Source organism: Bradyrhizobium sp. RDM12 (assembly GCF_051917485.1).
In the GTDB taxonomy this organism is placed as follows: domain Bacteria; phylum Pseudomonadota; class Alphaproteobacteria; order Rhizobiales; family Xanthobacteraceae; genus Bradyrhizobium.
Window position 1 is genome coordinate 5,747,561 of record NZ_CM133064.1, and the last position, 23,352, is coordinate 5,770,912.

18 protein-coding genes and 7 pseudogenes are annotated in these 23,352 nt (G+C 63.9%); 5 read left to right on the plus strand and 20 right to left on the minus strand.

The features are described 5' to 3' along the window. Positions 1–10: 10 nt before the first annotated feature. From ACTGJ9_RS28255 to ACTGJ9_RS28270, 4 genes and pseudogenes are all read right to left on the minus strand, one after another. Positions 11–932: pseudogene (locus ACTGJ9_RS28255) on the minus strand (dihydrodipicolinate synthase family protein). Between the two features lie 216 nt (positions 933–1,148). Further along, positions 1,149–1,334: a hypothetical protein gene (locus ACTGJ9_RS28260; protein ID WP_456673750.1), complete on the minus strand. Its 186-nt coding sequence runs from the start codon at positions 1,332–1,334 to the stop codon at positions 1,149–1,151. A 135-nt stretch (positions 1,335–1,469) separates the two neighbouring features. After that, positions 1,470–2,374: pseudogene (rnz, locus tag ACTGJ9_RS28265) on the minus strand (ribonuclease Z). Between the two features lie 47 nt (positions 2,375–2,421). After that, positions 2,422–3,024, minus strand: coding sequence for a TetR/AcrR family transcriptional regulator (locus ACTGJ9_RS28270; RefSeq protein WP_456678652.1), 603 nt, complete (start codon positions 3,022–3,024; stop codon positions 2,422–2,424). Between the two features lie 188 nt (positions 3,025–3,212). Between ACTGJ9_RS28270 and ACTGJ9_RS28275 the strand changes: the two genes are divergently transcribed. Together ACTGJ9_RS28275 and ACTGJ9_RS28280 are read left to right on the plus strand one after the other, a co-directional pair. Beyond that, the gene (locus ACTGJ9_RS28275; RefSeq protein ID WP_456678653.1) at positions 3,213–4,460 is read left to right on the plus strand and encodes an efflux RND transporter periplasmic adaptor subunit; all 1,248 of its coding nucleotides are present in this window, start codon (positions 3,213–3,215) and stop codon (positions 4,458–4,460) included. A gap of 134 nt (positions 4,461–4,594) precedes the next feature. Beyond that, positions 4,595–7,797 (plus strand): annotated as a pseudogene (locus ACTGJ9_RS28280) (efflux RND transporter permease subunit). A gap of 23 nt (positions 7,798–7,820) precedes the next feature. Here ACTGJ9_RS28280 and ACTGJ9_RS28285 read toward each other — a convergent pair. The 11 genes and pseudogenes from ACTGJ9_RS28285 to ACTGJ9_RS28335 all read right to left on the minus strand — a co-directional run. Beyond that, a pseudogene (locus ACTGJ9_RS28285) lies at positions 7,821–8,153 on the minus strand (sulfite exporter TauE/SafE family protein); the annotation flags it as partial. Positions 8,154–8,167: 14 nt separating this feature from the next. Beyond that, positions 8,168–8,401 carry a hypothetical protein gene (locus tag ACTGJ9_RS28290; protein ID WP_456678654.1) on the minus strand — a complete coding sequence of 78 codons (234 nt, stop codon included), beginning with the start codon at positions 8,399–8,401 and terminating at the stop codon, positions 8,168–8,170. Then, positions 8,340–8,555, minus strand: a complete 216-nt coding sequence (locus tag ACTGJ9_RS28295; RefSeq protein ID WP_456673751.1) for a hypothetical protein — start codon at positions 8,553–8,555, stop codon at positions 8,340–8,342. Before ACTGJ9_RS28295 ends, ACTGJ9_RS28290 begins: the two co-directional genes overlap by 62 nt. Positions 8,556–8,817: 262 nt before the next feature. Beyond that, positions 8,818–9,936: pseudogene (locus ACTGJ9_RS28300) on the minus strand (helix-turn-helix transcriptional regulator). A gap of 112 nt (positions 9,937–10,048) precedes the next feature. Continuing rightward, a complete protein-coding gene (locus tag ACTGJ9_RS28305; protein ID WP_456673752.1) occupies positions 10,049–10,186 on the minus strand; it encodes a hypothetical protein in 138 nt (45 codons plus the stop codon). Positions 10,187–10,279: 93 nt separating this feature from the next. Next, entirely contained in the window at positions 10,280–10,726 is a 447-nt protein-coding gene (locus ACTGJ9_RS28310; protein WP_456673753.1) for a MaoC family dehydratase, read from the minus strand. A 392-nt stretch (positions 10,727–11,118) separates the two neighbouring features. Next, positions 11,119–11,540: pseudogene (locus tag ACTGJ9_RS28315) on the minus strand (hypothetical protein). 12 nt (positions 11,541–11,552) lie between these two features. Continuing rightward, positions 11,553–11,774, minus strand: a complete 222-nt coding sequence (locus tag ACTGJ9_RS28320) for a hypothetical protein (RefSeq protein ID WP_148749388.1) — start codon at positions 11,772–11,774, stop codon at positions 11,553–11,555. Between the two features lie 112 nt (positions 11,775–11,886). Continuing rightward, a complete protein-coding gene (locus ACTGJ9_RS28325) occupies positions 11,887–12,705 on the minus strand; it encodes a lytic murein transglycosylase (protein ID WP_456673754.1) in 819 nt (272 codons plus the stop codon). Positions 12,706–12,845: 140 nt separating this feature from the next. Beyond that, the gene (locus ACTGJ9_RS28330) at positions 12,846–13,652 is read right to left on the minus strand and encodes a shikimate dehydrogenase family protein (RefSeq protein ID WP_456678655.1); all 807 of its coding nucleotides are present in this window, start codon (positions 13,650–13,652) and stop codon (positions 12,846–12,848) included. A 5-nt stretch (positions 13,653–13,657) separates the two neighbouring features. Further along, the gene (locus tag ACTGJ9_RS28335; RefSeq protein WP_456673755.1) at positions 13,658–15,517 is read right to left on the minus strand and encodes a flavin-containing monooxygenase; all 1,860 of its coding nucleotides are present in this window, start codon (positions 15,515–15,517) and stop codon (positions 13,658–13,660) included. A gap of 206 nt (positions 15,518–15,723) precedes the next feature. On the opposite strand from ACTGJ9_RS28335, the gene ACTGJ9_RS28340 reads away from it, so the two are divergent. Beyond that, entirely contained in the window at positions 15,724–17,349 is a 1,626-nt protein-coding gene (locus ACTGJ9_RS28340; RefSeq protein ID WP_456673756.1) for a long-chain fatty acid--CoA ligase, read from the plus strand. Positions 17,350–17,385: 36 nt separating this feature from the next. Here ACTGJ9_RS28340 and ACTGJ9_RS28345 read toward each other — a convergent pair whose 3' ends face one another. Then, on the minus strand, positions 17,386–17,721 hold the full coding sequence (locus ACTGJ9_RS28345) for a hypothetical protein (RefSeq protein WP_456673757.1): 336 nt from the start codon (positions 17,719–17,721) through the stop codon (positions 17,386–17,388). A 131-nt stretch (positions 17,722–17,852) separates the two neighbouring features. Here ACTGJ9_RS28345 and ACTGJ9_RS28350 point away from each other — a divergent pair, with 131 nt between their 5' ends. Then, positions 17,853–18,323 carry a DUF2961 domain-containing protein gene (locus ACTGJ9_RS28350; RefSeq protein WP_456673758.1) on the plus strand — a complete coding sequence of 157 codons (471 nt, stop codon included), beginning with the start codon at positions 17,853–17,855 and terminating at the stop codon, positions 18,321–18,323. 117 nt (positions 18,324–18,440) lie between these two features. Here ACTGJ9_RS28350 and ACTGJ9_RS28355 read toward each other — a convergent pair whose 3' ends face one another. The 4 genes and pseudogenes from ACTGJ9_RS28355 to ACTGJ9_RS28370 all read right to left on the minus strand — a co-directional run bounded on the left by ACTGJ9_RS28355 (position 18,441) and on the right by ACTGJ9_RS28370 (position 22,030). Further along, positions 18,441–19,307: an efflux RND transporter periplasmic adaptor subunit gene (locus tag ACTGJ9_RS28355; protein WP_456673759.1), complete on the minus strand. Its 867-nt coding sequence runs from the start codon at positions 19,305–19,307 to the stop codon at positions 18,441–18,443. Further along, positions 19,304–19,510 carry a DUF1656 domain-containing protein gene (locus tag ACTGJ9_RS28360; protein WP_148749382.1) on the minus strand — a complete coding sequence of 69 codons (207 nt, stop codon included), beginning with the start codon at positions 19,508–19,510 and terminating at the stop codon, positions 19,304–19,306. Before ACTGJ9_RS28360 ends, ACTGJ9_RS28355 begins: the two co-directional genes overlap by 4 nt. Further along, positions 19,507–21,557: pseudogene (locus ACTGJ9_RS28365) on the minus strand (FUSC family protein). Before ACTGJ9_RS28365 ends, ACTGJ9_RS28360 begins: the two are co-directional and overlap by 4 nt. Before the next feature lie 2 nt (positions 21,558–21,559). Then, complete coding sequence (locus ACTGJ9_RS28370) at positions 21,560–22,030, minus strand: MarR family winged helix-turn-helix transcriptional regulator (RefSeq protein ID WP_456678656.1); 471 nt, start codon at positions 22,028–22,030, stop codon at positions 21,560–21,562. Positions 22,031–22,222: 192 nt separating this feature from the next. Here ACTGJ9_RS28370 and ACTGJ9_RS28375 point away from each other — a divergent pair, with 192 nt between their 5' ends. Further along, entirely contained in the window at positions 22,223–23,347 is a 1,125-nt protein-coding gene (locus ACTGJ9_RS28375; RefSeq protein WP_456673760.1) for an MFS transporter, read from the plus strand. The last annotated feature ends 5 nt before the right edge of the window (positions 23,348–23,352 follow it).

Sequence of the window (23,352 nt, forward strand, 5' to 3'; positions counted from 1 at the left end):
CGCGCCCGCCTTAGGCGGCTATCGCGAATGCCGCGGCATTCGCGAGCAGCTCTTTCAATTGAGCTGCCGGCAAGGTCTCCAGCGGCGGCCGCAGGCGCTGCCAGCCGATGTGGCCCGTGCGCTCGGCCATCAGTGCCTTCAGGGACGGCATCTGCGCGAAACGCGAGACCAACTCACGCGCCTTCACGATGCGCGCCTGTGCAGCCGCGAGGCTAGCGTCGTCGTCACTGTCGCGGAAATGCTTGAAGACATAGGCGAGATCGCGCGCTACGAGATTCGAGGTCGCGGTGATGCAGCCCGCGCCGCCCTTGCGCAGCAACGGCAGCAGCAGCGGGTCGGCGCCGGTCAGCACCGAAAAGCCCGGGAACCGCTCGACCATCGCCGTCATGTTGGCGAAATCGCCCGAGGAATCCTTGATGCCGGCGATGGTCGACGGATACGCAGTGCGCAACCGCTCGATCAGCGCGTGCGAGATCGGCTGCATCGACATTTGCGGGATGTGATAGAGCACGATCTTGAGGCGTTTGTCGCCGATGCGCTGGATGATCTCGCTATAGGCGGCATAGACGCCGTCATCGCTGACGTTCTTGTAGTAGAACGGCGGCAGCATCACCACGGTATCGACGCCAAGCGACAGCGCATGGCGCGTCAACGCGATGGTGTCGGTGAACGCGGCGACGCCGGTGCCCGGCAACAGCTGGTTCGGCTTGATGCCGCCGGCGATCACGGCCTCCAGCAGCGCGGTGCGTTCGGAGACCGAGAAAGGAGTTCGCCTCCCCCGTCGTGCCGAGCATCGCGATGCCGTCGCAGCCTTCGTCGAGCAGGTAGCGGCAATGCGCGACAAAGCGCGCATGATCGGGCGCAAGTTCCGCGTCGAGCGGCGTCAACGCGGCGGAGAACACGCCATGGGGGTGCAGCGGTAATGTCGACAAAGCTTCCTCCGATCGTCAGATCGATGTTGTTCGGAATGCGAACATTTGTCGAGCCCTTGTTGCGCGATCTCGTGCCAAAGATCGGCGATGGGCCTCGCTCGGCATCCTCGATGGCCGAAGCTGATGCGGCTGACGAGCACGGTGCAGGAGTTCACGATCAAGTCGGGCCTGCTGAGCTGAGCGCGCCGTCGGCCGAGGCGCGATCTCCCAGGACGGCTATTCCGGGACGAGCGTCGCAAGGCCGGCTTCGATAATAGTGATTTCCTCGCTCACCTGCGCGATGGAGTGCTGCGGGTCGACGCCGGTCACGGCCACCAGCTGCCGCAGCAGCTCCTGGCGATGCGCCAAAATATCTTCCAGCGCATCGCGATCGTTCAGCCGTACATAACCCTCGACGATCAATTCACGGAACGAGACATGGTGCTCTCAATCTACTCCGATTTCTGATCTCGCGAAAATATCGTGCCGACGCGCGGCTGCGGAAATCAAGTCGCGTAAACCTTGACAGGTAAGATTAATGGCCGTGCTAAGCACTGCCTAAACAGCGATACGATCGAAGTCTGCAGCGATCCGGACGTTCGGAAAGATCTTTGCCGCTTCGCTCAGGATCTCTCCGTCTTCATAGCGTCCTGACAGATGGGTCAGCACGAGCTGCCGAACGTTGTTCGCAGCCGCGAACCGGGCCGCCTCCGCCGCGGTGAGATGGCCGTAGTCGCGCGCGGTCGGCGCATCCCGATCCAGGAACGTCGCCTCGATCACCAGCAGGTCCGCATCCGCGGCACGTTTTGATAGCCCCTCTGTGGCCTCGATGTCACCGATCACGACCAGCTTCCTGCCGCCGCTCGGCGGACCCAGGACATCCTCCGGATCGATCGTCCGGCCCCCTTGATCGTGACCGGCCGGCCCGCGGCAAGCTCGCCGCGCATGGGACCATCGGGCACACCGAACGCAGAGAGACGATCCGACAAGAGATGGCGGCGCGCGGGGCTTTGGAAAACGAAGCCGAAGCTGTCGGTGTCGCGATGACGGACCGGAAAACAGTCAATGGTGAAGTCGCCGGCGTCGATGACCTGCCCTTCAGACAAAGGCGCGAACTCTGTCGCGATCGGTGCCCGGCCCGCGCCCCACAGGCCCGCAAGCATGCGGATGACGATATCGAGCGTGCCCGACCCGCCATGGATGGTCATCACCTCGGAGGTCTGTCGCAGCCGCAATGTCGAAAACAGACCGGGGATGCCGAGCACGTGGTCGAGATGCCCGTGCGTCAGCAGAATGCGATCGAGCCGCCGGAAGCCGGCGCCGCTTCGCAGCAATTGTCGCTGCGTGCCCTCGCCGCAATCGATCAGCAAGCGCTGGCCGGCGGCCTCCAGCAGAAGCGCCGGATGGTTGCGCGCTGCGGATGGAACGCTGGCCGAGGTCCCGAGAAATGTCAGGGCGAACATTGCGTGCTCATGTGCGAGGTCGAAGGGCTTGATCCCGTTTGGGAGCCTTACCTGCGCTCCGACTGCGCCTCAACCGCCTGCACGGCCACGGTCGCGACCTGCCGCAACGCCTCGCGGTCGGAGCCCGAAGACGCCATCACGCCCATGCCGACCGACACCGCCGACACATATCGCGCGAGTGCCGCTGGATCCGAGGTCGGCTTGAGATCGCCTTCGGCCTTGGCGCGAACAAAACGATCGCGGAGCTGGTCTTCGTTCTGGGCGCGGCGGGCGGCGAGCTCGAACGGGACGTTCTCGGAGCCGCTGCCGCAGGCAATGCCACCTTGCACCAGGAGACAGCCGGGCGGATTGGCAGGATCGGTCTGCTTTTCGGCGATGCCCATCAGCATCCGCTCGGCGACGTCGCGTGCGGTCGGCGCCGCGACGACCCCGTCCATCCAAACGTTGCGCAATTTGGTGTAGCGATCGAGCGCGGCCTTGAGCAGGCCTTCCTTGTTGCCGAAACAGGCATAGAGGCTCGGCGGGTTGATACCCATGGCCTCCGTGAGTTGGGCAATCGTTGCGCCCTCATAGCCATGGCGCCAAAACACTTCCATCGCTTGATCCAACGCCAATTCGGCGTCGAATTCGCGGGGGCGTCCCATGCCCATAGCCTTGTTCTCCTCGGTATCGGCGTCGACCCTCAACCTAACGCCTGATCCTATCTATTTGTTCTCGCTTTATTTTCTCTTCCGCCTTCCCATTCTTGCGGTAAGCCGCTACAATTTTCTTAGCGAACGGTACATAAGTATCTTGCGCTGCGATATCCAGCTCCACATCTGTAGTGAACACTACATTTCTGGAGCGCGCAAATGCCCCGTCCGAAAATACCTCTCGCCCCGGCCGCTTCCGTCGCCTTCTTGGCGGCGTTGCCATCGTGGGCGCTCTCGCCGCGGCCGGTTCGATCGCGACCGGCCATTACTTTCGGGCCGCGAAGGCGACCGCAACGGCCGCGGAGCAGGCCGTCCCTGTTACGGTCGCACTGATCGAACCGAAGCAGACCGTGCTGTGGGACGACTTCTCCGGCCGGCTTGAAGCCATCCAGCGCGTCGAGCTTCGCCCGCGGGTCGCCGGCGCGATCCTGTCGACCAACTTCACCGAAGGTGCGCTGGTGAAAGCCGGTGATCTGCTCTTCAAGATCGATCCGGCGCCTTACGCAGCCGAGGTCGACAAGGCGAACGCCCAGCTCGAAGCGGCCAAGGCGCGCGTCGTCTTCACCCAAAGCGAGCTCGAGCGCGGCGCGCAGCTGGTCGGCAACGCTGTCGTCACCCGCCGCGACTACGACCAGCGCGACAACGCCAATCGCGAGGCCATTGCCAATGTGAAGGCGGCCGAAGCGACGCTCCAGACCGCAAAGCTCAATCTCGACTACACGGAGGTGCGCGCGCCCGTGGACGGCCGCGCCGGCAAGATCGAGGTTACCGTCGGCAATCTCGTCGCTGCCGGCACCGCCTCTCCGGTTCTGACCTCGCTGGTCTCGGTCAATCCGATCTACGCGTCGTTCGATGCGGATGAAGAGGTCGTGCTGCGGGCGCTGAACTCGATTGCGGATGCGTCCGGCAAGCGCGGCAATCTCGACCAGATCCCGGTCGAGATGACGACCTCAGGCGGCCTCTCGGCCAAGGGCCACATCCAGCTGATCGACAACCAGGTCAACGGCCAGAGCGGCACCATCCGCGTCCGCGCGGTGTTCGAGAACGAGGACGGGCGTCTCATTCCCGGCCAGTTCGCTCGCGTGCGCATGGGCCAGCCGAAGCAGCAGTCGCTGGTGATGATCGACGAGCGTGCGATCGGGACCGACCAGGACAAGAAGTTTGTGATGGCGGTTGGCGATGACAGCCGTGCGGTCTACCGGCCGATCACGCTTGGCGGCTCGGTCGACGGACTGCGCATTGTGACAGCGGGCTTGAAAACCGGCGATCGCATCGTCGTCAACGGCCTGCAGCGCGTGCGTCCCGGTGCTCTCCTCAAGACCGAGGTGGCAGCAATGGGGGCGCGCGGGCAGCAGGCCTCGAACCACAGCAACCAGGACGTGGTGCAACGCTAGTTACCTCGTTCCGGGCCGCGCGCCCGGGATGACCAAGTCATAACGACCAAGACATCGCTTCTCGATTCCGGGACATGGGCGTCACTCACGTCCCCGGGCTACGGGAGAGCTGTCTCTCGCGCAGGGGCAATGCCATGAATCTCTCAAAATTCTTCATTGATCGTCCGATTTTCGCAGGCGTCCTTTCGGTCCTGATCTTCCTCGCAGGCCTGATCTCGCTGTTCGCGATGCCGATCTCGGAATATCCCGACGTGGTGCCGCCATCGGTGCTGGTGCGCGCAACCTATCCCGGCGCCAATCCAAAGGTGATCGCGGAAACAGTGGCCACGCCGATCGAGGAGCAGATCAACGGCGTCGAAGGCATGCTGTACATGTCGAGCCAGGCAACGACCGACGGCGCGATGACGCTGACGGTGACGTTCCGGCTCGGCACCGACCCCGACAAGGCAACGCAGCTGGTGCAGAACCGCGTGCAGCAGGCCGAACCCCGCCTGCCGGCCGTGGTGCGTCAACTCGGCATCACCACGAAGAAGTCGTCGCCCGACCTCACCATGGTCGTGCATCTGCTCTCGCCGAACAACCGCTACGACATGACGTATTTGCGCAACTACGCGGTACTCAACGTCAAGGACCGCCTGGCGCGGATCGACGGCGTCGGCGACGTCCAGCTGTATGGTGCCGGCGATTATTCGATGCGGGTCTGGGTCGATCCGCAGAAAGCCGCCGAGCATGGGCTGACCGCAAGCGACATCGTCAAGTCAATCCAGGCGCAGAACGTCGAGGCTGCCGCCGGCGTGGTCGGCTCCTCCCCAACGTCAAAGGCATCGACCTCCAGCTCTCCGTCAATGCCGAGGGACGTCTGGCCAACGAAGAACAGTTCGGCGACATCGTGGTCAAGACCGGCACGCGCGGCGAAGTGGTGCGGCTGCGTGATGTCGCACGCATCGAATTGGGTGCGTCTGAATATGGCCTGCGCTCGCTGCTCGACAACAAGCAGGCAGTCGCAATCCCGATCTTCCAGGCGCCGGGCTCCAATGCGCTGGAGATTTCCGACCACGTCCGCGCCACCATGGCCGAGATCAAGAAGAACATGCCGGAAGGCGTATCCTACCAGATCGTCTACGACCCCACCCAGTTCGTGCGCTCCTCGATCGAGGCCGTGATCCACACCCTGCTCGAGGCGATCGCGCTGGTGGTGCTGGTCGTGATCCTGTTCCTGCAGACCTGGCGGGCCTCGATCATTCCGTTGCTGGCCGTGCCGGTGTCGATCGTCGGCACGTTTGCCGTGATGCACGTGTTCGGCTTCTCCATCAACGCGCTCAGCCTGTTCGGCCTGGTGCTCGCGATCGGCATCGTCGTCGACGACGCCATCGTCGTGGTCGAGAACGTCGAGCGCAACATCGAGGGCGGGCTGTCGCCGCGCGATGCCACCTATCAGGCAATGCGCGAGGTTTCCGGCCCGATCATCGCGATTGCGATGGTGCTGATCGCGGTGTTCGTGCCGCTCGCCTTCATCTCCGGCCTCACCGGGCAATTCTACAAGCAGTTCGCGCTGACGATCGCGATCTCGACCGTGATCTCCGCCGTCAACTCGCTGACGCTGTCGCCGGCGTTGTCCGCAATGCTGCTCAAGGGGCATGACGAGCCGAAGGATCGGCTGACCATCATTCTCGAAAAAGCGCTCGGCTGGTTCTTCCGCGACTTCAACAAGGCGTTTACGCGCTCCTCGGAAAACTACAGCGGCACCGTCACCAAGGTGATCTCAGGCAAGGCCGCGGTGATGGGGCTCTATGTGGTCCTGGTTGGTCTGACCGCCCTCCTGTTCCAGCAGGTACCGAGTGGCTTCGTGCCGGGCCAGGACAAGCAATATCTGGTCGGCTTCTCGCGGCTCCCCGACGGAGCAACGCTCGACCGCACCGAAGAGGTGATCCGCAAGATGAGCGACATCGCGCTGACCCAACCCGGTGTCGAAAGCTCGGTCGCCTTCCCGGGCCTGTCAATCTCCGGCTTCACCAATTCCTCCAACGCCGGCATCGTGTTCTCGACGCTGAAGCCTTTTGACGAGCGTAAGGGCCCGGCATTAAGCGGGAATGCCATCGCGGCCGAGCTCAACAAGAAATACTCGGGAATCCAGGAAGCCTTCATCGCCATGTTCCCGCCGCCGCCGGTCAACGGTCTCGGAACCATTGGCGGCTTCAAGCTGCAGATCGAGGACCGCGCCGGCCTCGGCTATGAAGCGTTGAACGACGCCACCAAGGCATTCATGGCTGCGATGCAGAAGGCACCGGAGATCGCCGGCGTGTTCTCGAGCTTCCAGGTCAACGTGCCCCAGCTGTTCGCCGACATCGACCGCACCAAGGCGCTCCAGCTTGGCGTTCCCGTCACAGAGGTGTTCAACACGCTCCAGATTTATCTGGGCTCCTACTACGTCAACGACTTCAACAAGTTTGGCCGCACCTACTCCGTCTATGTCCAGGCCGATGCGCCGTTCCGCGCCCGTGCCGACGACATCAGGCAGCTGAAGGTGCGTTCGTCCTCGGGCGACATGGTGCCGCTGTCGGCGCTGCTCACGATCCGCCAGAGCGCGGGGCCGGAACGCGCGATCCGATATAACGGCTTCCTGTCCTCCGACATCAACGCGGCCGCAGCGCCGGGCTTCTCCTCCGGCCAGGCACAGGAAGCAGCGACGCGGATCGCGGCAGAGACGCTGCCGCCCGGCTTTGCCTTCGAATGGACTGACCTGACCTATCAGGAGTTCATCGCCGGCAATTCCGGGCTCTGGGTGTTTCCGCTGGCGATCCTGCTGGTGTTCCTGGTGCTGGCGGCCCTCTACGAGAGCCTGACCCTGCCGCTCTCGATCATCATGATCGTGCCAATGGGCCTGCTGGCCGCGATGTTCGGCGTCTGGATCTCCAAGGGCGACAACAACGTCTTCACCCAGATCGGCTTGATCGTGCTCGTCGGCCTCTCCGCCAAAAACGCGATCCTGATCGTCGAATTCGCGCGCGAGCTCGAATTCGCAGGTCGCACGCCGATCCGGGCCGCGATCGAGGCGAGCCGGCTGCGGTTACGTCCGATCCTGATGACGTCGATGGCCTTCATCATGGGCGTGCTGCCGCTGGTGCTCTCGACCGGCGCCGGCTCGGAGATGCGGCGCGCCATGGGCGTTGCCGTGTTCTCGGGCATGATCGGCGTCACGGTGTTCGGCCTGTTCCTGACCCCGGTGTTCTATGTGCTGCTGCGAACGGTCACCGGCATGAAGCCGCTGGTGCATCACGGCAGCGACATCAGCGCGGCACCGGTTCAGGGCCTTAACCACGAAGGTGCCGGCCATTAGATCAGGAAATCCCCGATATTCCGCAGCATATAGGCCGCATACAGCGCAACCGCGACACCAAAGCCGCGCCGAAGCAGATGCGTGTCGGTCGACTGCAACATAGGAACGCCGATCAACCCACCGACGACTAGGAACAGACTTCTCTCCCAGCGGATGTTGCGCCGGCGCGCCCACAGATTGGTCGCCTGGACGCCGATGCTGCACGCCATCATCAGCGGCACGGCCTCCAGCGTCTGGAACACGCGCAGCAGGACCGCACCCGCCACGGCGGAGAATGCGAAGCCTGAGAGCCCCGAGACGAAGGCTCCGGCGAATATTGCGGCGCTGAGGAGCAGAAGCGTCTTGATGTCAGGCACAGTCTGCCCTTCACTCAATCGTAGGGACTCTGCGAGACCGGTGCGGCGGCGCTTTCCGCGCAACTTGCAGGCTCGCGCGGAAACGACACCTGCATCGCGTGCGCCTGCGATCGTTCCAGCATGATGAGCCCAGCCAGCTGAAGGGTGACGAGCGCCGCGGTGAGCGCTATCGCGACAAAGTTGCCGTTACGCGCGTTCGAGATGCCGGTGGTCGGCTCCGCGCTCGCGCGCATCGGATTGGTGGGCATTTTCAGAAGGTTCCTCTTCACTGCAGCCAAAATCGACTTCATTCAAGGGCAATGCTTCGTCCTGCGTTTCCAGCAGGTGGCGGTAGCGCTGCAATACGCGCCGCGCCTCGGTTGCGCGCTGCTGATGCAGCGTCGCGACCATGCGGTCGACCACGTCGTGTAACTTCCCAACTAGGCTCCGTGCCGTTGTTCGCATGACGATCTCCTCTCAACCTGCAAGCGAGGTTGATGGAACTCACTTCCAGCCGCTGTGAGTTGCTTCACATAAAAATCGAACGCGACGAACAACAAGTCGTGTGGATTCTCGTAGGAGAGAACGCAGCAAATCGCGTCACCCAAACGAATTACGCGCGATAATATTCTGGTGATGAAATTGCGGGCGCGACGCTGATGCCTTGTTCAGCGCCGACGAGGCGTCAGTGGACCAGCGGATTGGAGAATCCGGCCGCGAGCTTGACGAGATCCGCCTGACGCGCGACGCCTGTCTTGGCGAACACGCGATGCAGATGCGTCTTCACCGTTGTCTCCGCGATCCGAGCGCGATGGACGTCTCCGGAACGCCGCCGACCTCGACGATCGACAGGAATACGCGCTGTTCCGCCGGCGTCAGATCGAAGGTCCGCGCAATCAGCTCGCCGTAGGATTGCCCGCCGAGCATGACCTTGTGCAAAAGTAGCGCGCCCACGGCATCGGAGGATCGCTCGCTGCCGTTCCGCTGCACCGACGACAGCGGCAGGATATGCGCGACGTAGCGCACGCCCCTGGACGAAAGCAGCGGGATTGCGCGTGCTCCTGCGATCAGCGAGGCCGCATCGCCGCGGATCGCAAAAGCCTCGCGCAGCGTCTGATTGGCCTCGGTAACGCTGGTCACAAGCTGGCCGGCAACAATGCGGACCACATCGTTAGCTTCGAGCAGCGCGTAGCCGCTCGCATTGGCATGGATCACGTGGCAGCAGGAATCGAGCAGGAAGATGCCGGATGACAGATTGTCCAGGACATCCGCAAGCGCCGTGGCCAGCGTCAGCTTCGAGGTGATGGCGCGGTTGACGAGCAGCGCGCGGCTGGCGTGCGGAACGATCAGCGACATCCTGTGCTTCATCCCGGCGTCGACCATCCGCCGACCCGACAGCACCGTCATCATCACCGGGCAGTTCGCGTTGGATTTCTCGAGCACGACATTGGCGGCATCGTGAGCGCCCTGCGGCCTCATCCATTCCTGATAGAATCGACCGCGGCGATACTCGACGAAATTGACGAGATCGGGGATACTTACAATCCGGCCGTGTGGCGGCAGGATCGTCAGCGGATCGAACTTTGAATGGGTCTCGGAATAGAGCTGGATGTAGTGCGGATCGGCCCCGCAATAATAATGCGTAACGCCGAACTTGCTGATCGAATCCTTGGAAAACAGGCCGCAGGCCTGACCGCCGACGAAATCGCGGATGCCCACGACGACATCGTTCCATAGCGAGAGGGTCGAGACCGGCATCGTAAATGGACTCGACCAGATCGGGCAGCTTCCGCGGTCTATGCATGGCGTTGAATAGCTTTGGATGAACAATGCCGGGCACGATATCACAACCGGAGCAGGCCCTCATCCTCCGATCGGAGGATGGTGCGCTCGAACGCGATCAGGCGCCCGGCACTTTATTTCCGGTTCTCCTCGCAGAATTTCAGTGCGGCGAGCGCCTCGCCCGCGCGCGGAATCTGCATCTCGATGCTGTCGTCATCATCGTCCTCGAAATCGAGCATGAGACGCCTGGCTTTCGACAGGCGGTCCATCATGGACTGATCGAAATCGACTTCCCCGGAGCAAGCTGACCACCTCTCCCGGCAGGCAGCAAGGGCTGGCTCGGTCCAACAACAAGGCGAACCGCCCTAGGCGCGCCGCGGCACGATCGCGATCGGGGCGAAGGTATAAACCTCCTCGCCGTTCTGGTTGAACATCGTCCATTTCACCAGCGCAATGCCTTGCGGCTTCGATTTCGACGGCGTCAGGCTCATGACCTCACCGACGAGATGCAGGCGGTCATTCGGCCGCACCGGAATGGTCCAGCGCAGCCCGTCGACCCCGGCGCCGATCAGCGGATGCGGGCCGAAGGGACGGGTCTGGATCGCGAGGTTCATGGCAATCGCCGCGGTGTGCCATCCCGACGCAGCCAGGCCGTTGAACAAGGTCGCCTTGGCGGCCTCGTGGTCGAGATGCATCGGCTGCGGATCAAACTCGGCAGCAAAGCGCTTGATGTCGGCTTCGGTGACTTCGACCTCCGGGGATTTGAAACGCATGCCGACGGTGAGATCGTCGAACCAGGCGACCTGTGCCATGATTTTGCCTCGAAATGTGATGTGACGCGCGCCAGACGCACGACCAAAGGGATGGATCGGGATGGCATCTAGCGTTTTTGGCCGCTCATAGACCCGCCCGCAGTTCCCCGCGAAACCCCTTTCCCAAATCGACGAAACACGCCTGAAACAGATGGCCGTTTAACTGGTTGTCAAAATCATACAGGGACGTGCGTCATGCAATTCCTTCTCGACCTGATTTACGAATATGCCTGCTGCCAGCACCTCGTCGCCCAGCCGCTTGGGGAGGACGAGCTATGATCGAGCTGATCTCAGCACTCCTCGCGCTTTGCAGCATCGGCGTCTTCGCGGCGCATGCGCTGGATGCCTATCGCACCATGCACCTCTGACGAGCGGTCCCGGCGCCCGCGTAGCTAGAACGGCCGCCGGTAGAAGTGCTCGGAATGCGTTGCCGGTGGAAACCGGTTCGCGAGTGCCAGAGCCCCTTCTCGTCCGTCTCGAGCGCGATCTTCTGCGCCAGCATCACATCGCCCGGCACGAGGAAACCTGACGGGACGAAGCACCACCCCATCGTCGCATTTCCCGCGTCGTCGACCTCGTGGACGTTGGCGGCGGTGCCGTAGTGAATGCGATAGCGCTTGCCGCTGTCGCAACCGATGACATCGAAATGCCGGTGCTGCTCGAATTGTGCGCGCTGTTCGTCAGACAGCCATTCGGACAAAAGCCGGCGACCGCGCGCCTCGGGCGTGTTCTCGCCGAAGAAGCGCCGGTAGAGCTCGCGGAGCGCGTGCAAACGCGCTCGCGCGGGCGCGCGAAGCCTTAGGACCGCGACCATGGGCCGTTCAGATCAACCGCCGACCAGGCGGGGATAGAACAGTGTTTCCTGCGCGGTCGGGTCGAACGATTTAATACGCGTGACTTCGCCAGGCCCGGTCCGGTACGCGGCGGTAAAGCCCGCGCCGGTCAGCTCCCGAAAGCGTTGTTCGGCCCGCGCCAACGCTTCGGCATTTTCAGGATCAAACTCGTGGCGTCTATCGCCAGTCTGGTCCATCACGATCTGGGTAGCCATGTTGAGTTCTCCTCATGCCCAGCCCTGAACTTGATCAAAGCAAACCTCGTGCCGTCGGTTCCTGAAAGCAACAACTTTCTGCTGACCAGCAGGTCACGCCTTGCGGAGCGCCCTAGCGCGCCGCCGCCGCCCCGCCACCCCCGTCGATCTGCCGGCCCATTAGCGCGATGGCCTTCTGGTAGACGCCTGCCGCATTCCAGGCCTGGATCGCGGCGAAATTCGGCTCGCCCGGCTGGTAACCGGCTCCCGCACGCCAGCCATTGGCTTTGAGGAAGTTCGCGGTCGAGCTCAGCGCGTTGGCGGCAACGTCGAGATTGCCGGTGCCGTAAGCGAGGATGTTCTTGGGCATGAATTGGGTCTGGCCGACCTCGCCATGCATGGAGCCGCGGGTTGACCCCGACAGCACGCCACGGTCGACCAGCTTCAGCGCCGCATAGAGCTGTTCGGTGAAGAATTCGGGACGGCGGCAGTCATAGGCGAGCGTCGCGATGGACGCGAGCATGTTCTGGTTGCCACGCTGGCTGCCGAAACCGGTCTCCATGCCCCAGATCGCGATCAACGGCCCCGGCGGCACGCCATAGCGCTGCTCGATCGAGGCGAACATCGCCGCCTGCGACTGCTTCAGCGATCGGCCGCGTGCGACGATGGTGGTGGCGCCTCGCTTGGCCAGGAACTGCTCGAGCGAGAGCGAAAAGCTGTGCTGGCTGCGATCGGCGCCGATTGTTGCGCTGGCATAATTGGTCTGCATCAGCGCCGAGATCGCGGCCTGGCCGATGCCCTTGCCCTGCGCCTCCGCGCTGAACTCGCGCTTCCAGGCCTCGAAACCGCCGGGCCCGTTGCCGCATTGCGCGGCATGGGCGGCGGGGATCAGGGACAGCAGCAGCGCAGCCGCGCCGATCATCGCCGTCGCAATGGTCCTGGCCTTGGTCATTCCGCGTTCCCTTCTCTCGATTTTGCTCTCGATTTTGCGCGACTGGCTCGCGCGCGGGCATGATCCTACGTCAGCCGCGCGTGCTCAAGCCCCGACTGATGCAATCAATGCAAGCATTGCGCTTGACATCAATCAAGCGCTTAGCGCCCGCCATCGATCCCGAGCAGGAAATCCACCATGATGCCCTGGTGCTGCTGGTACATGTCGGTACCCGTCGCGGTTACGCAGCCGAGCCTGCGGGCTTCCAAGATGAACGGCGAAATCTCGGGCTTGGTGATCACGCAACCGCAATAGGAGGACGGCGCCAGCCGCGTGACATCGACCGGCAGCGGGTCGCCATCCTTCATTCCGGCCGGCGTGGCATTGGCGACGAAGTCGAAACCTGCCGGGTCGACGGTGCCTGCCCGCACCGGCGCCTTGCGGCGCCCGTTGAGCCGACCGATCAGCGCATCGCGACGCTCCGTCTCGCTGTCATGAATCGCGAGCTCCCTGACGCCGGCCTCGACCAGTGCGAGCGCGATGGCCGAGCCGGCACCACCCGCGCCGACCAGCAGCGCCCGCATGCCGCGAGGATCGATCCCCTTCGCCCGCGCGGCGCCGAGGAAGCCAAGCCCGTCCACCATGTCGCCGTGCCACGAACCATCGGCCTGCCGGCGCATCAAATTGACGGTGCCCAGGAAGTGCGCACGTTCCGTCGCGCTGGCGCAGGCTTGATAGCAGACAAATTTGTGCGGGATGGTCACGACGATGCCGTCGAGGTTCTTCAACCGGCTCGCCACCGAGAGAAACTCTGGCAGATCGGCAGTCGCAACCAGAGCCGGAACGAGAATGCCGTCATGGCCGCGCGCCGCGAATGCGGCCGACACTCCCGCGGGCGAACGCACCTGGGCGATGGGATCGCCGACGATGGCGTAGAGCCGGGTCGCACCCGATGGCGCCGGGATCATGCCGCTCATATCGGGACCTGGGCACCGTCGTTCTTCGCATCCGCTCCATAGGTCAATTCCAATCCATCCAGGCTGCCCTCCTTCCTCCATTTGGCGAGCAGCCGCAGGAACGCCATCGGCCCGCGCCAATACTGGCTGTTGCGCGCCGCGATCGGATCGAACACACCTTCGTTGTTGTAGTAGCCGGGCGTGCATTCGGCGAGATAAGTCTGGCGGCCGACCGCGGCCTTCACGACTTCGTCGACCCAGGCATTCTCGGACGCGAGCGTCGGCTCCAAGGTCCGTGCACCGCGCTTGCGCGCCTGATCGATGACATAGGCGATGTGCTGCGATTGCTCGTCGATGATATGCGGAAAGTTGGCGCTCTGGCCCGCCTGCACGGTCACGATCAGGAAGCAGTTCGGAAAGCCGCGGCTGTAAAAGCCGTGCATGGTCTTGACGCCATCGCGCCAGCGGTCGGACAGGCTGATGCCGTCGCGGCCATAGACCTCAAAACCCATGCGGCGCGCATAGTCGGTCCCGACCTCGAAACCGCTGGCATAGATCAGACAGTCGAGCTCGTAGGCTTTGCCGTCGGCGACGACCGCATTTTCGGTGATGCGCGCGACGCCCCTGCCTCCGGTATCGACGAGATGAACGTTCGGGCGATTGAAGGTGTCGAGATATTCGTCGTGAAAGCACGGCCGCTTGCAGAACGCCTTGTACCAGGGCTTGAGCGCCGCTGCGGTCGGCTCATCCTTGACCACGGCGTCGACGCGGGCCCGGATCTCCTCCATCTTGCGATAGTCGGCCTGCTCGATCACTTTCAGCGCCTCTTCCATCGAGGCGACCTGATGCGGCTGACGACGCGGCGCCAGCAAGATCTCGCCGAGCAGGCCGGTCCAGCCGTCCTGCACCAGATCCTGCTCGAACGGCTCGCCCGAAATCACAGCGGTGAAATTGTCCATCCGCTCGCGCTGCCAGCCGGGTTTCAGGCTCTCCGCCCAGGCATGATCCGTCGGCCGATCACCGCGCACGCCGATCGCCGAAGGTGTGCGCTGGAACACGTAGAGCTCTTTCGCCGAACGGCCGAGATGCGGCACGCATTGCACGGCGGTGGCGCCGGTGCCGATGATGCCGACGCGCTTGTCGGCAAGGCCCTCGAGACCCCCCTCGGCGCTGCCGCCGGTGTAGGAATAATCCCACCGGCTGGTATGGAAGCTGTGGCCTTTGAAGCTTTCGATGCCGGGAATGCCCGGCAGCTTCGGCCGGCTCAGCGGACCTCCGGCCAGGATCACAAAGCGTGCGCGGATGCGATCGCCGCGATCGGTCTCGACCAGCCAGCGTCCCTCCCGCTCCTGCCATGCCATGCGCGAGATGACGGTCTGAAACAGCGCGCGCTCGTAAAGACCGAAGTGACGGCCGATGCGGCGCGAGTGTTCGTAGATCTCCGGCGCACGCGCATATTTGCGCACCGGCATGTAACCGGTCTCTTCCAGCAGCGGCAGATAGATGTAGCTCTCGGTATCGCAGGCCGCGCCGGGATAACGATTCCAGTACCAGGTGCCGCCGAAATCGGCTGCCTTTTCCACGATGCGGAAATCAGTGATGCCGGCCGTGCGCAGACGCGCACCACACAGCAAGCCGCCGAAGCCGCCGCCGACAATGACGACCTCGGTATCTTCGCTAACAGGCTCGCGAGCAAATCCGGCATCGGCCCAGGGATCGTCGAGATAGCGGGCAAAGCCCGCGGCCATCTCGACATACTGTGCCTTACCTTCGGAGCGCAGACGCAGGTTGCGCTCTTCACGATAGCGCGCGCGCAGGGCCTGAATGTCGATGGTAGGTGCGCCGGCTGCGCCGGTCTTGTGTCTTTCCGCTGACATCGATCTCCTCCACGGCGGGCGCAGCTTCGGCCTGCAGCGCGCACCAGTTAGCCCTGAAAAGTGACGCACGCAATCACGTCCTCCGTTTTTTGCGTGTACGCCGCGCAGCGTTCCGCTACCTTGAATGCAAGCGCCAATGCGCCGTCCAACGACATGATTCTAGAAACGTCATGATTTCAGAAACGACATGGCTTTCGGAGGGGACAATGCAGGGATTGATGATGGACATGCCGCTGCTGATCAGTGGCCTGATTCAGTATGCCGCCGACTACCACGGCGAGGCGGAGATCGTCGCGCGCGAGATCGAAGGCGACATCCATCGCACCACCTATGCCGAGGCTCATCCACGCATCAAGCGCATGGCGCTGGCGCTCAAGCGGCTCGGCATGAAGCAAGGCGACCGCGTCGGCACGCTGGCCTGGAATACGCATCGCCATTTCGAGATGTTCTACGCAGCGCCCGGCATGGGCTATGTGCTGCACACCGTCAATCCGCGACTGTTTCCCGAGCAACTCGTCTACATCATCAATCACGCCGAAGACCGCATCCTCTTCGTCGACCGCGCCACACTGCCGATTGTCGAGGCGATCGCGCCGCAGCTGAAGACGGTCGAGGCATACGTGATGATGTCGTCGCGCGAACGCATGCCGGAGACGACGCTTGCGAACATGCATTGCTATGAGGAGCTCCTGGACAAGGAGAGCGACGCCGGTTTCGCCTGGCCGGAGTTCGACGAGAAATCCGCCTCCACCATCTGCTACACGTCGGGGACGACAGGCAATCCCAAGGGCGTCATCTATTCGCACCGCGCCGCGATCCTCCAGACCATGACGTGCTGCAACTTCGACTTCATTCCCGGGCATCTCGAAGGCGTGCGCGAGGTGATGATGCCGATGGCGCCGCTGTTTCACGGCAACGGCTGGAACATGCCGTTCACCGCGCCCTATACCGGCTCGAAGCTGGTGCTGCCCGGCCGCAACTACGAGCCCGACAAGCTCTATGAGCTGCTCGAGGGCGAGAAGGTGACGCTGTCGGCGGGCGTGCCGAGCTTCTGGCTGATCCTGCTCGACTGGCTCGGCCGCACCGGCAACAGGTTCACGACGCTGCGCGCGACGCTGTCGTCGGGCTCGGCGCCGCCCCGCGCCATGGTCGAGAAACTCAAGCGCGACTACGACCTCGACTACATTCAGGCTTGGGGCATGACCGAGGCGCTGGGCTGCTCGATGCCAGGATTGAGACCGGGCTCGGAGCATCTCAGCGAAGCCGAAATATTCGATCGCCGCCAGGTCTCGGGCCGCGCCTGTTTCGGCACGACCTTGCGCATCGTCGACGACGGCGGCAGCGAGCTGCCACGCGACGGCAAGACCGTCGGCCATCTGCGCGCCCGCGGCCCCTGGGTCGCCTCCGGCTACATGAAGCTGGACGAAGGCCTCGATCGCGACGGCTGGCTGATCACCGGCGACATGGCCGTGATCGACCAACACGGCCATGTGACTCTCACCGACCGCTCCAAGGACGTGATCAAGTCGGGCGGCGAATGGATCTCCTCGATCCAGCTCGAGGACATCGCCCTGTCACATCCCGACGTGCTGCAGGCCGCCGTGGTGGCCATTGAGCACGACAAATGGCAGGAGCGTCCCCTGCTCCTGGTCGTCCGCAAGAAGGGCGCGACTGTCGACGGCAAGACCCTGCTCGACCACATGCGTCCCAGGATCGCGAGCTGGTGGATGCCGGATGCGGTCGAGTTCCTCGATGAATTCCCGATGACCGGCACTGGCAAGGTGCTCAAATCAGCGCTGCGCGAGAAGTTCAGGGGGTACCGCGTCGGGTAGGATTGGCCCCTCTCATTGCGCAATCATCTCTTTTGGTCAATTCGGGCGCGATATATCCGAGGCATCGCTACCCCTGTCATCGAGGACATCATGGCGTTTTCCGGATTGGGCCTGCATCTCGGCAATCTGTCGCGCCTGTCGAAGGCGCAGACGCGTTCGATCAGCCCTGAGAACTTCACCGGTGAGAAGGGCAAGGGCGGCATGTCGGTCGACGGGCCTGCGGCGGCTCAGGCCCGCGATCTCGGGCAAGGCTGGAAGGTCTCGCCCTATGTCGTGATCGAGCCCGGCGCAACATTCACGCTCGCCGATATCGAAGGCCAGGGCGCCATCCAGCAGATCTGGATGACGCTGGCACGCGGACGTCTGCGCCACTCGATCCTGCGGGTCTACTGGGACGGTCAGGAGCAGCCGATTCCGCCGCACCAATCCGCTGCCCTCAAGGAGGTCTACACCATCCTCGATGGCGTCAGCGGGCGTGGCCAGTATGTCGGCACCTACATGGCATGGCCTGGGGCGTCAACAACAACGGCTGGTGGGGCGAAGGCGAGATCAAGTTCTTCATCGACGGCGACGGCGAATTCCCCACCATCTGCGGCACCGGCACCGAGGATTATTTCTGCGGTGCCTACAATTTCGATCCTTACGTGGCGCATTCCGGTCGCGGCGCCGTACAGCAATCGCGCTATCAGGAATTCACCACGTCCTATGCCGGCCTGCCGCAGGTGATTCGTCCCGACGGCGTCTACAAATCGCAGCAGCGCTTCGGCATGTACCGCTGGCACATCCCCGATCCCATCCGCTTCCAGAGCGACCAACGCGTCATCATCCAGGCGCTGGGCTGGCGAACGGGTCTCAAGGAGGCAAAATATCTCCCGCTGCAGGACGACATCGCTTCCGTGGCGTTCTGGTACCAGACGCTGCCGGCCGCACCGTTCCCTGAACCGGCCGAGCCGGAATATCTCGAGATCGACTAGCCAGACCGGCTGCGCAAAGCCGCTTTGTGAGGGAAGGTGGCGCGAAGCGCTGGATGAGGGCTTCCGGGCGCGGAGACAGACCCCCTCACCGAAATGCACACGGCCAAAACTTCGCGCCTAGTTCAACACCTCGACCGTCGCCGAACGGCCGGCGACCAGCGACATTTCGTCGGGCCCCGGATCGAGCGCGATGCGCACGGGCACGCGCTGGGCGAGCCGCACCCAGCTGAAGGTCGGATTGACGTTCGCAAGCAGGCTTGCGCCTTCGGCGCGGTCGCGGTCCTCGATGCCGGCGGCGATGCTCTCGACATGGCCGGTCAGCGTGCCCTTCTCGCCCATCAGGCGAACCTGCACCTTGTCGCCCACACGGATGCGCGCGAGTTTCGTCTCTTCGAAGTAGCCCTCCACATGCAGCGTGTCGCTGTCGACCAGCGCCATCACGCCCTTGCCGGCGGTGACGTAAGCGCCCGGCCGCAGATCCATGTTGGTGATCACGCCGTTCACGGAAGCCCGGACCTCGCTGCGATCGAGATTGAGCTGGGCGACCGCGCGGTCGGCAACCGCCGCGTCGAACGCCGCCTTGGCCTGAAGCTGGGTCGCAAGCACCTGCTCCTGCTTCTGTTGCGAGACAGCATCGGTCGTCAGCGTGCTGTAGCGCTTCAGGTCGGCATTGGCCTGATCCAGCGTGGCCTGATGACCCGCCACCGACGCATCGGCCTGCCGCAGCGCCAGCGCGAACCGTTCGCGATCGATCTTGAACAGCACATCGCCCCGATGGACCTTCTGGTTGTCCTTGACCAGAACCTCGGTGACGAAGCCGGAGACATCGGGCGCAACCTGCACGACGTCGGCCCGCACGCGGCCGTCACGGGTCCAGGGGGACTCCATATAGTAGACCCACAATTCGCGGCCCACGCCGAGCGCCGCCACGACCACGATGAGCGTGACCGCGAGCCGACCAATCCAGGCGAAATTCCCTTTCATGAGAGGTACTCCGAGAGATAGACGACGCCGCCGAGAAGGCAGACGAAAATCGCGAAATCGAACAGTGCGCGGTGCCAGACCAGCCGGTAGAGGTCGAAGCGCTGCATCAGCCGGCGCAGAAGCGCGCTCAGCACATAGGCGACGATGATCCAGAGCAGCAGCGCCGGGACGAGCACGCCATAGATGTCGATCACATATCTCATGCCGCCACACTCGTATCTGCGCGCGGCCGATAGGCCGGCGCGTCCGGGAACAGGCCGCGACGGATGCCGACAAGGCCGATCAGCGCATCGTCGCGCGCGCTGTCGTTGGGATCCTTCACCGCCCGGGCCAAGGCCCGGTCGACGCTGGTCAGGAGTTCGCGTGGCATTCCGCCGCCCGCATAATTGCGGCAGGCAATGGCGAGCTGGTCGAGCATGTCGTCGATGACGGCGATGGTCGATGCCGCAAGCCCGTAGCGCGCACGGCGCAGATCGATGATGTTGATGCCGATGCGGAGCTGGACCAGGCTGTCGGCGTCGCGCCGGTCGCTCTCCGACAGGAAGGCGATGCGTTGCACCAAAAGCCCGAGCCGATGCAGCATGAGGCCGGCGAACTCCGCGCGGTCGCGTTTGCCACGCCGTTCGGCGGCAACCGCGATCGTGATCCAGCTCGACAGCACCAGGCGATTGGCGATCCACTCCGCGCCCACCCCGCGCGCGATCCGCGTCACGATCTCCGCTATGAGGACGCCGACGAAGAAGGCGACGGCGGAATTGGCGTAGGAGGCAAAGTCCGCGATGTAGGTCGATTGCAGCGCAAGCAGCGTCGCCGTGTTGGCCGCGAGCGCCATGCCGGTGCCCGCCGTAGCCGGCCGCGCGATCAGGAAGCCATAGAGCAGGAAGGTTGGCGCCAATGCGACGATCAAAACCTCGATATGGGAGATCGCAGGCACCAGTGCGAACAAATAGATCGCAACGACCACGATGGCGACCAGTGACCAGAGGCCGAAGCTGCGGATGAAGCGCGCGGGCTCATCCTGGGCGGCGAAGAACGAGCAGGCCACCGCCGCCATCATCGGCGCCGACGCGCCATCGGGCCAGCCCGTGCCGATCCAGAACGCGCAGCAGATCAGGATCGCCACGGCCGCACCGGCCGCCGACCACAGCGCGAGCCCGCGATCCCTGTGACGCACGGGCGCGGCGCCGGCTTCGGAATGGAAAGCCAGATCGAGGGACGAGACGTTCCGGTTTCCGGCGATGGCCTCGGTCAGTTCGCGGCAGTCGCGCGAGAGATCGACCAGATCGCGCAGCCGCGAGAGCAGGCTCGTGACAATGATCCGCTCCCAGGATGCGCTGTGGTCGAGCACCGCCTGCCGCTCCGCGACCATGGCGCAGATCCGTTCGGCCGGTTGCCGCGCGCCCACATCGCTGACGATCCACTGCGCGAGATCCTCCAGCAATCGCTTCAGCTCCGGCTGCCGACGCAGAGCCTCCTCCCCTAACGCCGCCAACCGATCTTCCAGTGAGGCGATCACGGGCAGTAGCATCAGCATGCGCAGCCGGATTTCGCCGAGGCCTGTCACTGCATTGCGATCGGTCAGCCGGTCATAGGCGAGATGGCTGGAGAGCGTGTCGATCTCGACGATATCGGTCGCGAGCTTGAGGCGCTTGCCGCGGCGGGTTTCGCTGGTGCCCTCACGCAGCAGCACGACCTGGCTGAGGCGACGCGCATCCAGGAGCCAGCGATCGACGCGACCGGCGACCGCCGGCGCGACGCTGCGGGGAAACACGATGGTCGAGACCAGGCTGGCGCAGATGATGCCAAGCGAGATTTCCTCGAGCCTTGCTACCGCAGTGTCGAAGATCGCACCGGGCTCGGACACCGAGGAAAGCCGATCAGCGCGACGGTATACCCCGCCAACATGAAGACGTAGCTGCGCGGCGTGCCGTCGAGCAGCGAGAGATACAGGCACAGCCCGACCCAGAGCGCGATGGCGAGGCACAACAGCTCTGGCGCGTTGATGAGGTTCGGCACCAGCGCCACTGTCATGATCGCGCCGACCAGCGTGCCCATCACGCGGAAGAAGGCCTTTGAGCTGGTGGCGCCTGCGAGCGGCTGCGAGGTGATGTAGACGGTCGCCATCGCCCAATACGGCCGCGGCAGATCCATCGCGAGCGCAATGACCAGAGCCAGCATCGACGCGGCAAACGTCTTCAAAGCAAAAATGAGGTCCGCGTGGCGGACCAGGAACGGCTCTTCCGTGCGCATGACTATTTCGCCTCTGGAAACGCCTTTGCCTCGAGCAGGCTGGCCCGCCGCTCGATGCGCTGGAGCGTCTCGAAAGTTATCGCAAGTTCCTCTGGCGCGATATCCTTCAGCAGGCTCGCCCGCACGCGCCGCAAGATCCGGTTGGTCTCCTCCACCTTGGCCTCGCCCGCCTTCGTCAGGTGGAGCGTTTTGGCACGCCGGTCGGTCGGATCCTCGCGACGCTCCACCAAGCCCTCGGCCTGGAGCAGGTCGATCAGCCGCACCAGCGACGGCCCTTCGATGCCGAGCTCGTCGGCAAGCACGCCCTGGCGGACGTTCTCGCCTTGCCGCGACAGCACCAGCAACGGGATCGCGGTGGCATAGGACAGGCCATGATGGGACAGCGCCTGATCCGACTCGCGCCGCCAGATGCGGGCCAGGCGGGTGACCAGCCGCCCGATTTCGCCGTGGATAAAGGCCTGCGAGGGTGCCATGCAAATTAGATAGGACACGAACTATTAGTCTGCAACTATATAACCCCTCATATTCGGACCGATCACGCAAACGCGAACGAGGACAACGCGATATGGGCCCCGGTTCCACGGCAGAGGCACGACAGGCGATCGTGGGCGAGCGCGCTGTCGCTCGCCCCGACCTTTGTCGTCGTGGCCGTGGACGCCACGGGAATGGGGATCATCCTGCCGCTGCTGCCGTTCTATTCGCAGCGCCTCGGCGCCACGCCGTTCCTGATCGGTGCGCTGATCTCGGTCTATGCCGTCTGCCAGTTGGTCGCCGGTCCTGTGGTCGGCATCCTCTCCGACCGCTACGGACGGCGCAAGGTGCTGGTCGTCAGCCAGGTCGGAACCCTCATTGGATTTGTCCTGCTCGCAATTGCCGGCAATCTGACGCTGGTGTTTCTGGCGCGCATCATCGACGGCCTGACATCAGGTAACATCTCGGTCGCGCATGCCTATGCCGCCGAGCACAGTGCGCCGGCAACGCGCAAGCAGGCGCTCGGCATGACCAGCGGCGCCATCGGGACCGGGCTGCTGCTCGGGCCGGCGCTGTCGAGCTTCCTCGTCCATTACGGCCAGACCGCACCGGTGTGGGCCGCGGCCGCGCTCTCGCTGATCAGCATTCTCGCAACGATCGCCCTGCTTCCGCCGGATCATCCGGCGTCCGAGCCGCTCTACCAGCATCGCGTGCCCGAGCCGACGCTGGTGCGCAGCTTGTTCGGCATGCGCTACGCCTGGCGGCTGCTCGGCCTGCTGATCGTGTTCTTCTTCGTCAACTCGATGTTCCTGTCGCAGATCGGCCTGTTCCTTTCGGCGCGGTTCTCCTGGGACGGCCACCCCTTCGGCGCACGCGAACTCGGCTGGATGTTCGCCTATGCCGGCTTCATCAATATGGTGGTCCAGGGACTTCTGATCACCCGCGCAAACCTCGTCGCCTCCGACCGCAGTATCGTGATGGCGGCATTTGCCTGCATGGGCCTCGGATTTGTCGGGCTTTCAGCCGGCAGCAACATCGGCCTGCTCGCGCTTTATCTGACGCTGATCATCGCCGGCACCATGTTTGCCCGGAGCACGCTGACGGCGGAATTGTCGCGGTCGACCGCGATCAATCGGCAGGGCATGATCATGGGCCTCAACCAGTCGCTGATGTCGGGCGCGAATATCAGCGCGCCGCTGTTGAGCGGCGCGCTGATCGGCCATCGCCTGTTCGTGGCCTGGGCGCTCACCATGGCCGCGATTGCGGCAATCGGCGCGGCGCTGGCGGGCCAATTGCTCGACACGCCGCGTGCGCGCTAGCGCCC